Source organism: Mesorhizobium sp. LNJC391B00 (assembly GCF_000502535.1).
Classification (GTDB): Bacteria; Pseudomonadota; Alphaproteobacteria; order Rhizobiales; family Rhizobiaceae; genus Mesorhizobium.
The window spans coordinates 544,859-559,293 of record NZ_AYWI01000002.1 but is presented as its reverse complement, the minus strand read 5'-3'; the positions used below and the strand labels follow the sequence as shown (position 1 = coordinate 559,293).

General features: G+C 63.3%; 15 protein-coding genes. 10 read left to right on the top strand and 5 right to left on the bottom strand.

All coding sequences use genetic code 11. The features are described 5' to 3' along the window. The first annotated feature begins 2 nt into the window (after positions 1-2). The 4 genes from X750_RS157330 to X750_RS157345 all read left to right on the top strand — a co-directional run bounded on the left by X750_RS157330 (position 3) and on the right by X750_RS157345 (position 3,538). Positions 3-1,253: a Zn-dependent hydrolase gene (locus tag X750_RS157330; RefSeq protein WP_023746944.1), complete on the top strand. Its 1,251-nt coding sequence runs from the start codon at positions 3-5 to the stop codon at positions 1,251-1,253. 62 nt (positions 1,254-1,315) lie between these two features. Further along, on the top strand, positions 1,316-2,767 hold the full coding sequence (hydA, locus tag X750_RS157335) for a dihydropyrimidinase (protein ID WP_023699634.1): 1,452 nt from the start codon (positions 1,316-1,318) through the stop codon (positions 2,765-2,767). Further along, complete coding sequence (locus X750_RS157340; protein ID WP_023746943.1) at positions 2,764-3,138, top strand: hypothetical protein; 375 nt, start codon at positions 2,764-2,766, stop codon at positions 3,136-3,138. Before hydA ends, X750_RS157340 begins: the two co-directional genes overlap by 4 nt. 16 nt (positions 3,139-3,154) lie before the next feature. Beyond that, on the top strand, positions 3,155-3,538 hold the full coding sequence (locus tag X750_RS157345) for a hypothetical protein (RefSeq protein ID WP_031242658.1): 384 nt from the start codon (positions 3,155-3,157) through the stop codon (positions 3,536-3,538). Between the two features lie 17 nt (positions 3,539-3,555). Here the strand turns inward: X750_RS157345 and X750_RS157350 are convergent, their stop codons facing one another. Further along, entirely contained in the window at positions 3,556-3,966 is a 411-nt protein-coding gene (locus X750_RS157350) for a cupin domain-containing protein (protein WP_023668218.1), read from the bottom strand. Positions 3,967-4,070: 104 nt separating this feature from the next. Here X750_RS157350 and X750_RS157355 point away from each other — a divergent pair, with 104 nt between their 5' ends. The 5 genes from X750_RS157355 to X750_RS157370 are packed head-to-tail and all read left to right on the top strand — an operon-like array spanning position 4,071 to position 8,428. Beyond that, positions 4,071-4,862 carry an ABC transporter ATP-binding protein gene (locus tag X750_RS157355; RefSeq protein WP_023746941.1) on the top strand — a complete coding sequence of 264 codons (792 nt, stop codon included), beginning with the start codon at positions 4,071-4,073 and terminating at the stop codon, positions 4,860-4,862. Then, on the top strand, positions 4,852-5,388 hold the full coding sequence (locus tag X750_RS01000000162710; RefSeq protein WP_023705579.1) for an endonuclease domain-containing protein: 537 nt from the start codon (positions 4,852-4,854) through the stop codon (positions 5,386-5,388). The genes X750_RS157355 and X750_RS01000000162710 overlap by 11 nt, the downstream gene beginning before the upstream one ends. Next, a complete protein-coding gene (locus tag X750_RS157360) occupies positions 5,389-6,267 on the top strand; it encodes an ABC transporter permease (RefSeq protein WP_023746940.1) in 879 nt (292 codons plus the stop codon). Further along, complete coding sequence (locus X750_RS157365; RefSeq protein ID WP_023746939.1) at positions 6,264-7,418, top strand: ABC transporter permease; 1,155 nt, start codon at positions 6,264-6,266, stop codon at positions 7,416-7,418. The genes X750_RS157360 and X750_RS157365 overlap by 4 nt, the downstream gene beginning before the upstream one ends. Before the next feature lie 38 nt (positions 7,419-7,456). Beyond that, the gene (locus tag X750_RS157370) at positions 7,457-8,428 is read left to right on the top strand and encodes an ABC transporter substrate-binding protein (protein WP_023682178.1); all 972 of its coding nucleotides are present in this window, start codon (positions 7,457-7,459) and stop codon (positions 8,426-8,428) included. Positions 8,429-8,476: 48 nt separating this feature from the next. On the opposite strand, the gene X750_RS157375 is transcribed toward X750_RS157370, so the two are convergent. After that, positions 8,477-8,935 (bottom strand): Lrp/AsnC family transcriptional regulator, encoded by a 459-nt coding sequence (locus tag X750_RS157375; RefSeq protein WP_023682177.1) that lies wholly within the window; start codon positions 8,933-8,935, stop codon positions 8,477-8,479. A gap of 122 nt (positions 8,936-9,057) precedes the next feature. Between X750_RS157375 and X750_RS157380 the strand changes: the two genes are divergently transcribed. Further along, a complete protein-coding gene (locus X750_RS157380; protein ID WP_023746938.1) occupies positions 9,058-10,341 on the top strand; it encodes a cystathionine gamma-synthase family protein in 1,284 nt (427 codons plus the stop codon). Between the two features lie 244 nt (positions 10,342-10,585). On the opposite strand, the gene X750_RS157385 is transcribed toward X750_RS157380, so the two are convergent. The 3 genes from X750_RS157385 to X750_RS157395 form a co-directional block, all read right to left on the bottom strand. Then, the gene (locus X750_RS157385; protein WP_023746937.1) at positions 10,586-12,235 is read right to left on the bottom strand and encodes a thiamine pyrophosphate-binding protein; all 1,650 of its coding nucleotides are present in this window, start codon (positions 12,233-12,235) and stop codon (positions 10,586-10,588) included. Beyond that, on the bottom strand, positions 12,232-13,407 hold the full coding sequence (locus X750_RS157390; protein ID WP_023746936.1) for a CaiB/BaiF CoA-transferase family protein: 1,176 nt from the start codon (positions 13,405-13,407) through the stop codon (positions 12,232-12,234). The genes X750_RS157385 and X750_RS157390 overlap by 4 nt, the downstream gene beginning before the upstream one ends. Before the next feature lie 82 nt (positions 13,408-13,489). Next, complete coding sequence (locus X750_RS157395) at positions 13,490-14,422, bottom strand: alpha/beta hydrolase (RefSeq protein ID WP_023746935.1); 933 nt, start codon at positions 14,420-14,422, stop codon at positions 13,490-13,492. Between the last annotated feature and the right edge of the window lie 13 nt (positions 14,423-14,435).

Sequence of the window (14,435 nt, the reverse complement as noted above, 5' to 3'; positions counted from 1 at the left end):
GCATGGCCGCCCCAGGCGAGAATCTGCGAATCAATTCAGACCGTTTGTGGGATTCCATCATGGAGATGGCGAAGATCGGCCCCGGTATTGCCGGCGGCAACAATCGCCAGACCGTGACCGACGAGGACGGCGAGGGACGGCATCTGTTCAAGCGCTGGTGCGAGGCGGCCGGGCTCGAAATGGGGCTCGACGAAATGGGCACCATGTTTGCCCGGCGGGAAGGTGCTGATCCCAGCTTGCCGCCGGTTTATGTCGGCAGTCATCTCGACACGCAGCCGACCGGCGGCAAATATGACGGCGTGCTCGGCGTGCTCGGCGGGCTGGAGATTATGCGCTCGCTTAACGATCTCGGCATCCAGACCAGGCATCCGATCGTCGTCACCAACTGGACCAATGAGGAAGGCTCGCGCTTTGCCCCGGCGATGATGGCGTCCGGCGTGTTCGCCGGTGTGCTCGAGCAGGCGGACGTGTATCAGCACACTGATAAACAGGGGAAAAAGTTCGGCGAGGAGCTGGAGCGCATCGGCTGGAAGGGAACCGAGAAGGTCGGCGGTCGCAAGATCCACGCCTTCTTCGAACTGCATATTGAGCAGGGGCCGATCCTCGAGGATGAAGGCATCGATATTGGCGTCGTCACCCACGGCCAGGGCCTGAAATGGCTGCAGGTAACGCTGACCGGCAAGGAGGCGCATACCGGCTCGACTCCGATGCCCAAGCGCCGTAATGCCGGTCTAGGCATGGCGCGCGTGATCGAGCTGGTGCATGAGATCGCCATGGACTACCAGCCCGACGCCGTCGGCGCGGTCGGCCACATGGAGGTGTTTCCGAACTCGCGCAACATCATTGCGGGACGCACCGTCTTCACCATCGACATCCGTTCGCCCGAGAAGGAAGTGCTGGACGCGATGGATGGGCGCATACGCGAAGGCATCGACACGATCTGTGAGGCGCTCGACATCCAGTACAAGGTCGAGCAGGTCGGCGCTTTCGATCCGGTCACCTTCGATGCCGGCTGCGTCAAGGCGATCCGCGACGCCGCCGAGCGGCTCGGCTATTCCCACCGCAACCTCGTATCCGGCGCCGGCCACGACGCCTGCTGGATCAACCGCGTCGCGCCGACCGCCATGGTGATGTGCCCCTGCGTTGACGGGTTGTCACACAACGAGGCCGAGGAAATCACCAAGGAATGGGCCGGCGCCGGCGCCGACGTGCTGTTCCATGCGGTGGTAGAGACAGCGGGGATCGTGGCGTGAACTAAGATCTGTATTCAAAACGACGCTCACAAGAAGCGCGAAGAGAACAAGGGAACACGACAATGACCAAAGTCATCCGAAACGGCACCATCGTCACCGCCGACCGCACCTGGAAGGCCGATGTGCTGATGCAGCACGGCAAGATCGTCGCCATTGGCTCGAACCTGCATGGCGACCATGAGTTCGACGCCAGCGGCTGTTACGTCATGCCGGGCGGCATCGATCCGCACACCCATCTCGAAATGCCGTTCATGGGCACCTATTCGGCCGACGATTTCGAGTCCGGGACGCGTGCGGCCCTTTCCGGTGGCACCACGATGGTGGTCGATTTCTGCCTGCCGGCGCCGCAGCAATCGCTGCTGGAAGCGTTGCAGATGTGGGACAACAAGACCTCGAAGGCTGCCTGCGACTACTCCTTCCACATGGCGATCACCTGGTGGGGCAAGCAGGTGTTCGACGAGATGGCCACCGTCGTCGACAGGGGCATTACCTCGTTCAAGCATTTCATGGCCTACAAGGGCGCGCTGATGGTGGACGACGACGAGATGTACGCGTCGTTCCAGCGCTGCGCCGATCTCGGCGCGCTGCCGCTCGTTCATGCCGAGAATGGCGACGTGGTTGCGGCGCTGTCGCAAAAGCTGCTCGCAGCCGGCAATAATGGCCCCGAGGGACACGCCTATTCGCGGCCGCCGGAAGTGGAGGGCGAGGCGACCAACCGCGCCATCATGATCGCCGACATGGCCGGCGTGCCGCTCTATGTCGTGCATGTGTCCTGCGAGCAGAGCCACGAAGCCATCCGCCGCGCCCGCCAGAAGGGCATTCGGGTTTTCGGCGAGCCGCTGATCCAGCATCTGACGCTGGATGAAAGCGAGTATTTCGACAAGGATTGGGACCATGCGGCGCGCCGCGTCATGAGTCCGCCCTTCCGCAACAAGCTGCACCAGGATTCGCTGTGGGCCGGCCTGCAGGCGGGATCGCTGCAGGTGGTGGCGACCGACCACTGCGCCTTCACCACCAAGCAGAAGCGCAACGGCGTCGGCGATTTCACCAAGATCCCGAACGGCACTGGCGGGCTTGAAGACCGCTTGCCCGTGCTGTGGACGACGGGCGTCAACACCGGGCGGCTGACGATGAACGAGTTCGTCGCGGTGACTTCGACCAACATCGCCAAGATCCTCAACATGTATCCTAGGAAGGGCGCCATCGTCGAAGGCGCGGACGCCGACATCGTGGTGTGGGACCCCAGCGCCAAGAAGACCATCACCTCGAAGAAGCAGCAATCGGTGATCGACTACAACGTCTTCGAAGGTTTTGAGGTGACCGGCCTGCCGCGCTTCGTCTTTTCGCGCGGCGAATTGTCGGTCGAGGAAGCGGAGGTCAAGGCCAAGCCCGGCCATGGCGAATTCGTCGCCCGCGAGCCGAACGCGGCGGTCAACCGGGCTCTGTCGACCTGGAAGGACATTACCGCGCCGCGCAAGGTGGAACGCACCGGCATTCCGGCGACAGGCGTTTGACGTTGCGGAGCCCGGGGGCGCTCATTTCACTGGTCGTGGCGTTGGTCGCTGGTCCGGCAACAGGGGCCGAGAGGCTGGCCGGCTCCTGGGGCAACGATACCGGCTGTGTCTTTGCAAAGGCCGGTTTTCAGGGCCGGGACGATTATATCGTGCTGACCGCCGAAGGCATCGAGACCTATGGGAGCGGCTGCCGGTTCGCGCAGCAATTGACGTGGGCGCCGGGCACGCAATCGCTTGATGCGACCTGTTCCGCCGAAGGCGAGGCGGGGACGACGGCTGAAACCGTTGTGGTCACCAACAAGGGCGAGGGTGGGTTCTTCGTGACCATTCCCGGTCTTGAAGAAATGGGGCCGTTGCAACCGTGTTCGTGACGTTGGAGCTGGGGGAATGAGCGCGCGCGGTTTGGGGCCGTCTGTTGCGATGGTAGTCGTTCTGGCTGCGGGTCAGGCCCTTGCGGCAGGCATCGACCTGACGAAACCCTATGGGGACAAATATGGCTGCATCAACCGCAACGGCCAGGAAGTCGCCGCCGATCGGATGCTGCTTTTGACCGACGAGGCATTGATCACCGCCGCCAGCGCCTGCACCTTCACGGACAAGCAGGCGCAGGCTGATGGGTCGCTGGTGGTGACGGCAACACGCGAGGCGGAAGGCGAAGAAGGACAGGAGCCGACCAAATTCACCATCAAGCGCAGCGCCAAGAACGCCAAGAAGCTGACGGTCGCCGACGACGACGGCAATGTCATGGGCGAAGTGGCGCGGTGCAAATGACGGCAGTCCCGTCAGCGTCAGGCCACCAGCGCATCCAGTTCCGGCAACAGGACGACGCTTTCCTGTTCGTTGGGATCGGTGCGGGCGATGACGGCCGAGGACGGGGCGTTGCTCAGATTGGCCGGCAGATGCGGTACGCCGGCCGGGATGTAGAAGAGGTCGCCGGCCTTGACGACGATGTGGTTCTCGAGCCTGTCGCCATACCATGTGTGGACCTCGCCCGAGAGCACATAGATCGCCGTCTCATGGCTTTCATGCAGATGCGCCTTGGCGCGGGCGCCGGGCGGCAGGGTGAGCAGATGCATGCAGATGCCCGACGAGCCGACCGTCTCGGCTGCAATGCCGGCAAAATAGGTCAATCCCTGCTTGCCTTCATAAGTGCTTTCAGGACGGATAAGGTGACAAGTGGGTTTGGGCGACATCGGCAAGGCTCCGGGCGTCGATTGGGTGGGATTGGACGAGTGGAAAGCAACATCAACGCGAATGCAACGGCATTTCATCCTGGGCGGCTGCGAGAGGCAGGCAGCAAGCGATGACGGGACAATCGCCAGCCGTCGTCTCGGCAAGCAGACTTGGCCTTACCTTTCAGACCAATGACGGTCCGGTAGAGGCGCTCTCCAAAGTCGACCTGACCATCGGCAGGGGCGAGTTCGTCTCCTTCATCGGCCCATCTGGCTGCGGCAAGACCACCTTGCTGCGCGTCATCGCCGATCTGGAAAAACCGACATCGGGCACGATCTCGGTCAACGGCATGACGCCGGAACAGGCGCGCGAGAAACGCGCTTATGGCTACGTCTTCCAGGCGGCAGCCCTTTTCCCGTGGCGTACGATCGAGCGTAACGTGGCGCTGCCGCTGGAGATCATCGGCCTTTCGAGAGCGGAGCAGGCCGAGCGCATCAAGCGCACGATGGAGCTCGTCAACCTCTCCGGCTTCGAGAAGAAATACCCCTGGCAGCTTTCCGGCGGCATGCAGCAGCGCGCTTCGATCGCCCGCGCGCTCGCCTTCGACGCCGACCTGTTGCTGATGGACGAGCCCTTCGGCGCGCTGGACGAGATCGTGCGCGACCATCTCAATGAACAGCTTCTGGAATTGTGGGCGCGCACCAACAAGACGATCTGCTTCGTCACCCATTCCATCCCCGAGGCGGTGTATCTGTCGACGCGCATCGTCGTCATGTCGCCGCGCCCAGGTCGGGTTACCGACATCATCGAATCGACGCTGCCAAAGGAGCGGCCACTGGACATCCGCGAGACGCCGGAATTTTTGGCGATCGCGGCCAGGGTACGCGATGGCTTGAGGGCAGGGCACAGCTATGATGATTGAGGGGGCGAACGACCGGCTGGCTCCTCTCCCCAACGGGGAGAGGGTGGCCGGAGCGAAGCGGAGGTCGGGTGAGGGGGCGGCGCCGACGGATCCGACCAAGAGAAATGTCGGGGCAACCGCTCGCGCCCGAAAGCTGCGGTTTGACGAGACCGAAGCTGAATACCGGCTTTGGGGGGAATTGAGAGGACGTCATCTCAACGGCTACAAATTTGTGCGGCAAGTGCCGCTCGGACCTTTCATCGCGGACTTCGTCTGCCGCGAGCAGGGGCTGATTGTCGAACTTGATGGCAGCCAACACGCGGATTCACTGACCGATCCCGCCAGGACAGCCTGGCTGAACGGACAAGGTTATTCGGTTCTGCGCTTCTGGAATCACGAAGTTTTGGCTGAGCGCCGAGCGGTCCTGGATACGATCTTGGCTTGTCTCGACGGAAAGATTTCTACCCCCTCACCCGACCTCCGCTTCGCTCCGGCCACCCTCTCCCCGTTGGGGAGAGGAGGGCGCCCCGCTGGCGAGGCGCGCTAGATGGACACCTTCCGCGAAAAATTCATCCCCGTGACCTCCATCCTCCTCGGCGTGGTGGTGCTCTGGTATGTCTTCGCCGTCATCCTAAACGCGCCCTTCCAGCGCGACCTCGACCGGCGCGCCGGCGAAACCCATACCTTGAGCGAATTCATCGGCAAGACGCTGTCGCAGCCCAAGCCGACGCTGCCGGCGCCGCATCAGGTGGCGGTGAACTTCTTCGAGAACACCTTCCTGCGGCCCATCACATCGAGCCGAAGCCTCGTCTACAATGCTTGGGTGACCCTGTCGTCGACGTTGCTCGGCTTTGCCTTCGGCACGGCGCTCGGCATCGTCATCGCGGTTGGCATCGTGCATGTGGCGACGCTCGACCGCAGCCTGATGCCGTGGATCATCGCCTCCCAGACGATTCCCATTCTGGCGGTGGCGCCGATGATCATCGTCGTGCTGGGGGCGATCGGCATCAGCGGTCTGATCCCAAAGGCGATGATCTCGACCTACCTGTCGTTCTTCCCGGTGACGGTTGGCATGGTGAAGGGCCTGCGCTCGCCCGAACTCATGCATCTCGACCTGATGCACACCTACAATGCCAGTGTCTCGCAGACCTTCTGGAAGCTGCGGGTGCCGGCCTCGGTGCCGTTCCTGTTCACCTCGATGAAGGTGGCGGTGGCGGCGAGCCTGGTCGGCGCCATTGTCGGCGAACTGCCGACCGGTGCTGTCGCCGGCATCGGCGCCAAGCTTTTGGCAGGCGCCTATTACAGCCAGTCCATCGACATCTGGTCCGCCCTTGTGGCGGGCTCGGTGGTGGCGGCCCTTCTGGTCATGGTGGTCGGCATAGCCGGGCGCCTCGTTGACCGCGCGATGGGCGGGAGGCCGGCATGAACTGGCTGAAGCCCTCCTGGCAAGCCGTGCTGGCCATTGCGCTGTGCCTCGTCGCCGTCGCGCTCGGCGCGATGTCGAAGCCGGAAGCGGCCACCCTTGCAGACCCGACGGCAAGTTTCGACTACCCCTATTTCGGTATAAAGACCCCGATGATCGGCCTGGCCGTGCTGGCGGGGCTGATCTCGATGATCAGAATTTCGGCGGTAGCCGAGGCTGCGGTGCTGTTTATCGGCGCTCACCTTGTCGCCTGGATGCTGATCTCGGGCATTACAGGGTTCGAAGGCACGGCAATGGCGCCTTATTTCCTGCTGCTCGCGGCTGCCTGGCTGCTGGCCTGGCGCTGCGTGGCGGTGCTGTCGGGGCTTCGGCCTATGGCAAAAGGGGCGCGGATGGCGCTGCGCCTCATCATCCCGGCGATCTTCGGCGCCTGGATCCTGATCATATGGGAAGCGGTGACGCGTGGCGCCGACATTCCCTTCATCCTTTTGCCGCCGCCGAGCGCCATCGGTGTGCGCATCGCCAGTTCCCTGCCGGTGCTCGGCGCCGATATCAGGCAGACCATCTTCAAGGCGGTGATCTTCGGCTACATCGTCGGGAGCGGCGCCGGCTTCCTGGTGGCCATCGCCGCGGACCGGGTGCCGTTCCTGCGCCGCGGTCTGCTGCCGATCGGCAATATGGTCTCGGCGCTGCCGATCATCGGTGTGGCGCCGATCATGGTGATGTGGTTCGGCTTCGACTGGCCGTCCAAGGCCGCGGTCGTCATCATCATGACCTTCTTCCCAATGCTGGTGAACACGGTTGCCGGTCTTGCCGCCTCCGGCCATATGGAGCGCGATTTGATGCGCACCTATGCGTCGGGCTACTGGCCAACACTCTTGAAGCTCAGACTGCCGGCGGCAGCGCCCTTCATCTTCAACGCGCTCAAGATCAACTCGACGCTGGCGCTGATCGGCGCCATCGTCGCCGAGTTCTTCGGCACGCCTGTGGTCGGCATGGGCTTTCGCATCTCGACCGAGGTCGGGCGGATGAACATCGACATGGTCTGGGCCGAAATCGCAGTTGCAGCACTGGCGGGTTCGGTCTTTTATGGCGTGGTCGCTCTCGTCGAGAGAGCCGTCACGTTTTGGCATCCCTCTGTCCGTGGTGGATAGGGCGGTGGGTTCGGGTGTTAACTTCAGAGGGTAAAAACATGAAAAGACTGATCATTCCGATGCTGGCCGGCGCGATGTCGCTGGCCGCGTTCCAGGCAATGGCCGCCGACAAGGTGACCTTGCAGCTGAAATGGGTCACGCAGGCGCAGTTTGCCGGCTACTATGTCGCCAAGGCCAAGGGTTTTTATGAAGCCGAAGGCCTCGACGTCGACATCAAGCCGGGCGGTCCCGATATCGCACCCGAGCAGGTGATCGCCGGCGGTGGCGCCGACGTCATCGTCGACTGGATGGGCGGGGCACTCGCCGCGCGCGAAAAGGGCGTGCCGCTGGTCAACATCGCCCAGCCGTTCAAGAAGGCCGGTATGGAGCTGGTCTGCCCGAAGGATGGCCCGATCAAGACCGAAGCCGATTTCAAGGGTCACACGCTCGGCGTCTGGTTCTTCGGCAACGAATATCCTTTCTACGCCTGGATGAACAAGCTCGGCCTGAAGACCGAAGGCGGCCCGGATGGCGTCACGGTTTTGAAGCAGAGCTTCGACGTGCAGCCGCTGATCCAGAAGCAGGCGGATTGCATTTCGGTCATGACCTACAACGAGTACTGGCAGCTGATCGATGCCGGCTACAAGCCGGACCAGCTCACCGTGTTCAACTACTCGGCGATGGGCAACGACCTGCTTGAGGACGGGCTCTATGCCTCGGAAGACAAGCTCAAGGATCCGGCTTTCGAAGACAAGATGGTGCGTTTCGTGCGCGCCTCGATGAAGGGCTGGAAATATGCCATCGACAACAATGACGAGGCCGCGGGCATTGTCATGGACGGCGGTGGCCAGGACGAAAACCACCAGAAGCGGATGATGAGCGAAGTCGCCAAGCTGATCGACAATGCCGACGGCAAGCTCGACCCGGCGACCTACGAGCGCACCGCCAAGGCGCTGCTCGACCAGAAGATCATCACCAAGGCGCCGACCGGCGCCTACACCACGGCCATCACCGACAAGGCGATCAAATAAGCCTGGCCAGGCAATTTCGACCTCGAGAGCGGCGCCTTTGACCAAATGTCAGAGGCGCCGTTCCTTTATGGTGTTCATGACGAAGCTGGTCTCGATCGAAGCGACGCATTTCAGCCGCGCGATCTTTTCCTTGATGAAGCGCTCGTACTGTTCGAGGCTGCCGGTCACCACCTTCAGCACATAGTCGCGCGAACCGGTGACGAGGTGGCATTCCAGCACCTCCTCCCACCCGCGGATGGCGTCCTCGAACATGACGATCTCGTCCTCGTTCTGGCGGCTGAGCCGAACGGTGGCGATGGCGACCATGTTCCAGCCGAAGGCGGCCGGGTCGACCAGCGTGGTATAGCCCCGGATAATGCCGGCCTCCTCCAGCCGGCGTACCCTCCTCAAACATGGCGACGGCGACAGGCCGATGCGCTCCGCAAGCTCATTGTTGGTGATGCGGGCGTCGGCCTGCAGCTCGCGCAGGATCTTGCGGTCGAAATCGTCGGCTATCTTCTGCTGCACTTTTGCTCTCGCTCGGCAATTTGTTGCCGGGATGCAGCCATGCGAGGCCGAAAATAGCAAGGACTGGTGGACCGGGATCGCATAAATTGCTGCACGAGACTCCTCCAGATGCAGGAAAAGCCATGACCGCGCCGCGCCCGTCGAAAACCCACATCGGCAACCACAAGCTCCATCCGGAAACGTTGATGTTGAGCTATGGCTTCGATCCGCAGCTGTCGGAGGGCGCCGTCAAGCCGCCGGTGTTCCTGACCTCGACCTTCGTGTTCAAATCGGCGGAGGAGGGGCGCGACTTCTTCGACTACACATCCGGCCGCAAGGAGCCGCCGAGCGGCACGGCGTCCGGCCTGGTCTATTCGCGCTTCAATCACCCCAACTCGGAGATCGTCGAGGACCGGCTGGCGGTCTATGAGGGAACGGACGCCTGCATCCTGTTCTCGTCGGGCATGTCGGCGATCGCCACGACGCTGCTCGCCTATGCCCGCCCGGGCGATGTCATCCTGCATTCGCAGCCGCTTTACGGCGGCACCGAGACGCTCTTGACGCGCACGCTGTCCGGCTTCGGCATCGGCGCTGTCGGCTTTGCCGACGGCGTCGACGAGAAGGCGGTGCGCTCGGCTGCGGATGCTGCGGTGGCAAAGGGGCGTGTCTCGGTCATCCTCATCGAGACGCCGTCAAATCCGACCAACAGCCTGGTCGATATCGCGCTGATCAGGAAGATTGCCGACGAGATCGGCGCAAGCCAAGGATCAACGCCGATCATCGTCTGCGACAACACGCTGCTCGGCCCGGTGTTCCAGCGGCCGATCGAACATGGCGCCGATGTCTCCGTCTATTCGCTGACCAAATATGTCGGCGGCCATTCCGACCTGATCGCCGGGGCGGCCATGGGCAGCAAGGCGGTGACCAAGCCGATCAAGGCGCTGCGCGGCGCCATCGGCACGCAACTCGACCCGCATTCCTGCTGGATGCTCGGCCGCTCGCTGGAGACGCTGTCCATCCGCATGGAGCGCGCCAACGACAATGCGCGGCTCGTGGCCGAATTCCTGCGCGATCACGCCAAGGTCGAGAAGGTGCATTACCTGCCGTTCCTGGGCGAGGATACGGCAGCGGGACGGGCCTACAAGGCGCAATGCAGCGGCGCCGGGTCGACATTTTCTTTCGATATCAAAGGCGGAGAGAAGGCGGCCTTCGCATTTCTCAACGGGCTGCAAATATTCAAGCTGGCGGTGAGCCTCGGCGGCACGGAGTCACTCGCCAGCCACCCGGCCGCGATGACGCACTCCGGCATCCCCTTCGACGTGCGCCAGCGCATCGGCGTGCTGGACACGACGGTCAGGCTGTCGATCGGCGTCGAGCATCCGGACGATCTTATCGCCGACCTGACGCAGGCGCTGGCAGCGGTCTGATAGCTCGCTTGTAGATATCAGGAAAGGGGCGATCGCCTTGGCAGCGTCGGCGGGACAGCACCCCCCTCTGGCCTGCCGGCCATCTCCCCCGCAAGGAGGGAGATTGGCAGCTTGACCGCCGGCCCTCATCTTCAACGTTGGTGATTGGCAAAGGCCGATGTGACTTCTGATCTCCCCCCTTGCGGGGGAGATGTCCGGCAGGACAGAGGGGGGTGTGACGAACTCGGCTTTCGCTACGAAGTTCTTAGGCCTTGTCGCGGATCTGCGTCATCGTCCGCGTCGGCGTGATCGCCTCGGGATCGAGCCTTATCTCGACGATCGCCGGCTTGCCGCTGGCGCGGGCACGCTCGAAGGCAGGGGCAAAATCTGCCGTGTTCTCGACCGTCTCGCCGTGGCCGCCATAGGCGCGGGCAAGAGCGGCAAAGTCAGGGTTCTTCAGATCGGTGGCGACGACGCGGCCGGGATAGTCGCGCTCCTGGTGCATGCGGATGGTGCCGTAGATGCCGTTGTTGACGACGATGACGATGATCGGCAGGTCGTATTGCACGGCGGTAGCGAATTCCTGTCCGTTCATCAGGAAGCAGCCGTCGCCGGCAAAGGCGATCACGGTGCGGTCGGGATGGAGCGCCTTGGCGGCGACCGCGGCCGGGGTGCCGTAACCCATCGAACCGGAGGTCGGCGCGCCTTGGGTGGCGAAGCGGCGGAAGCGGTGGAAGCGGTGCACCCAGGTGGCGTAATTGCCGGCGCCGTTGGTGAAAATGGCGTCATCGGGCAAAATCTTTTCCAGATAGTTCATGATCGGCCCCATCTGGACCGTGCCGGGGCCGGTCTCAGGAGGCGTCGACCAGTCGAGGTAGGCAGCGTGTGCTTTCGCTGTCTCATCCGCCCAGGCTGGCGTGGACGTTGGCTTGCGCTTGGCGAAGGCTTCGACGAAGGCTGACGGCGCAGCGTTGATCGCCAGGGTCGGCCGGTAGACACGGCCGAGTTCGCCGGCATCGGCATGGACATGGACCAGCGTCTGGTCGGGGTAAGGGCTCTTCAGCAGCGTATAGTCGGAGGACGGCATCTCGCCCATGCGGCCGCCGATCAGCAGCACCAGGTCGGCCTGCTTGATGGCGGTGGCCAGCTTCGGATTGATGCCGATGCCGACATCGCCGGCATAGTTCGGGTGCAGATGGTCGAACAGCATCTGGCGGCGGAAGGAGCAGCCGATCGGCAGCGACCAGGCCTCGGCAATGGTGCGCATGCGCGCCACCGCTTCCTCGTCCCAGCGTGTGCCGCCGAGGATGACGAAGGGACGCTTGGCCTTGGCCAGAAGCTTTTCCAAAGCATCGAGTTCGGCTCCGCCGGGGCGGGTTTCGACCGGCGTGTGCGGCAAGGCCGCAGGCGCGTCGACCAGGCTGGTCAGCATGTCCTCCGGCAGCGAGATGACCACGGGGCCGGGGCGGCCCGATGTCGCGACGGCGAAGGCGCGGGTGACGAGTTCGGGGATGCGCGCGGCATCGTCGATCTCCACCACCCATTTGGCGATGTCGCCGAAGAAGCGCTTGTAGTCGACCTCCTGGAAAGCCTCGCGCTCCTTGGCGTGGCTGGCGACTTGGCCGATGAACAGGATGACGGGTATCGAATCCTGCATGGCAATGTGAATGCCGGCCGATGCATTGGTGGCGCCGGGGCCGCGGGTGACGAAGCAGATGCCTGGCCGGCCGGTCAGCCGCCCCTGGCAGTCGGCCATCATGGCGGCGCCGCCTTCCTGTCGGCAGACAATGGTGCGGATGGGCGAGTCATGCAGCGCGTCCAGCACAGCGAGATAGGATTCGCCAGGCACGCAGAAGATGCGGTCGGTGCCGTTCGCCTCGAGTGCGTCGACAATCAGTTGTCCACCGGTCTTCATCGTCCAGACTTCTCCAGTTCGGCAAGGATTTCTTCGGTATGTTCGCCAAGGCGAGGCGAGGGACGCTCATAGATGAGCGGCGTGCCCGACATCACCATCGGCGCGCGTACCGAGGGCAGACGATTGCCATGGCCATCGTCGAGGTCGAGGCGCATGCCGCGTGCGATCGTCTGCGGGTCGGCAAACATCTGGCCGATATTGTTGATCGGGCTCGCCGGCACGCTTGCCGCTTCGAGCTTGGCCAGCAACGGGTCTCGGTCCCAGTTCTTCAGCGTCTCGATCATGTGCTCGCGCAATTTCACCCGGTTGGCGACGCGGGCCGGATTGGTGGCGAAATCGGGATTCGCTGAGAGATGGTCGAGCCCGACGGCGGCGCAGAATTTGGCGAACTGGCCGTCATTGCCGACCGCCAGGATTATGTGACCGTCCCTGACCGGGACAACCTCATAGGGCGCAATGTTCATATGCGCATTGCCCATCTGCACCGGCGCCTTGCCGGAGACGAGATAGTTGAGGTTCTGGTTGCCGAGTGCGGAAATCTGCGTGTCGAACAGGGCCATGTCGATATGCTGGCCTTCGCCGGTCTTTTCGGCATGGCTAAGCGCTGCCTGGATGGCGATCACCGAATAGAGGCCGGTGAAGATGTCCGATATGGCGACGCCAGCCTTTTGCGGCTCGCGCCCGACCTCGCCGGTGATCGACATCATGCCGGCCATGGCCTGGATGATGAAATCATAGCCGGCGCGTGGGGCGTAAGGCCCGTCCTGGCCGAAGCCGGTGATCGAGCAGTAGACGAGCTTTGGATTGATCGCCTTCAGGCTCTCGTAATCGAGCCCGTATTTCTTCAGGCCGCCGAGCTTGAAGTTCTCGATCAGAACGTCGGCCGTGGCAACCAGCCGGCGCACCGTCTCGGCCCCTTCGGGCGTCGAGAAATCGACCGCGATGGAGCGCTTGCCGCGATTGCAGGAGTGGTAATAGGCGGCCGACAGGTTCTCGCCATCATGGCTCATGACGAAGGGCGGACCCCATTTGCGGGTATCGTCGCCGCCATCTGGGCTCTCGACCTTGATAACATCGGCGCCGAGATCGGCCAGCAATTGTCCTGCCCACGGGCCGGCCAGGATGCGGGCGAGTTCGACGACGCGGACGCCTTTCAGCGGAGGTTCAGCCATAAATCACCAAAAACGGGTCGGAACCGCAGCCTCTATCAACCCGGGATGCCGCTGTCACGGGCCTTGCGGTGGGCCAGCGATGTCAGCGTTTCAACACACCATCGGCCCACGCGGCAAAATCGGTCATGACGGAGTCGCGGTTCACCTCGTTCAAGCTTTCGTGGCGGGCGTCGGCGTAAACCTTTGAAACCAGATTCGAAAAGCCCATCGCGCGCATGCGCTTGGCGAGATGGTCGATGCCCTTGCCATAGTCGGAGGCCGGATCCTTCTCGCCGCCGACGATGCTGACGGGCAGGTCGCGCCTGATGCCGGCAAAGCCCGCATCCTTGCCGCCTTTCTGCGCCATCTCCACGACATCGCGCCACATCGAGATCGAGGCATCCCAGCCGCACAGCGGGTCGGCAATGTATTTCGCCACTTCTGCCTCGTCGCGCGACAGCCAGTCGAAGAGCGTCTTGTGGCTGGGCACCGCCTTGCCCCAGGCCTGGAAGGTCAGCCTGGGCAAGATGCGTGAGGGGACATCGGAGCCGAGCCTGAAGCGCTCATAAGCGAGGATGGCGAGCGCAAGCCGGCCGAGCAAGCCTTGTGAGAAATTGCCGTTCCAGATCGCCGCGGCGTGGACGCGCGGCGAGTGCGCCAGGAGGTAGTTGAGCGCCACCGACGCACCCATCGAATGGCCGAACAGGATGACCGGCAGGCCGGGCTGCTCCTTCGCAATCAAATCGTGGACTGCGTCGACATCGGAGATCACCTTGGCCGGGCCGCCTGTGCCGGCGAACCTGCCGAGCGGGGCATCGGGCGCCTTGGTCGCGCCATGGCCGCGATGGTCGTGGACGTAGACGTGAAAACCGCGGGTGCTGAGGTAATCCGCGAAGCGGGCATAGCGCGCGGCGTGTTCGGCCAAGCCATGGTTAATCTGGACGACGGCCCGTGGAGAGCCGCTCGCGTGCTTCACATAGAGGTTGAGCGTGGCCCCGGTCGGTGAGGCCAGCGTCGTCTGCTTGTCAAATGCCATGTCTCGCTCCCTC

Bases quoted from the DNA above. Each gene is read 5' to 3' on its own strand.
- X750_RS157330 (WP_023746944.1), top strand. From the start codon at position 3: ATGGCCGCCCCAGGCGAGAATCTGCGAATCAATTCAGACCGTTTGTGG.
- hydA (WP_023699634.1), top strand. From the start codon at position 1,316: ATGACCAAAGTCATCCGAAACGGCACCATCGTCACCGCCGACCGCACC.
- X750_RS157345 (WP_031242658.1), top strand. From the start codon at position 3,155: ATGAGCGCGCGCGGTTTGGGGCCGTCTGTTGCGATGGTAGTCGTTCTG.
- X750_RS157355 (WP_023746941.1), top strand. From the start codon at position 4,071: ATGACGGGACAATCGCCAGCCGTCGTCTCGGCAAGCAGACTTGGCCTT.
- X750_RS01000000162710 (WP_023705579.1), top strand. From the start codon at position 4,852: ATGATGATTGAGGGGGCGAACGACCGGCTGGCTCCTCTCCCCAACGGG.
- X750_RS157360 (WP_023746940.1), top strand. From the start codon at position 5,389: ATGGACACCTTCCGCGAAAAATTCATCCCCGTGACCTCCATCCTCCTC.
- X750_RS157365 (WP_023746939.1), top strand. From the start codon at position 6,264: ATGAACTGGCTGAAGCCCTCCTGGCAAGCCGTGCTGGCCATTGCGCTG.
- X750_RS157370 (WP_023682178.1), top strand. From the start codon at position 7,457: ATGAAAAGACTGATCATTCCGATGCTGGCCGGCGCGATGTCGCTGGCC.
- X750_RS157380 (WP_023746938.1), top strand. From the start codon at position 9,058: ATGACCGCGCCGCGCCCGTCGAAAACCCACATCGGCAACCACAAGCTC.
- X750_RS157385 (WP_023746937.1), bottom strand. From the start codon at position 12,235: ATGAAGACCGGTGGACAACTGATTGTCGACGCACTCGAGGCGAACGGC.
- X750_RS157390 (WP_023746936.1), bottom strand. From the start codon at position 13,407: ATGGCTGAACCTCCGCTGAAAGGCGTCCGCGTCGTCGAACTCGCCCGC.
- X750_RS157395 (WP_023746935.1), bottom strand. From the start codon at position 14,422: ATGGCATTTGACAAGCAGACGACGCTGGCCTCACCGACCGGGGCCACG.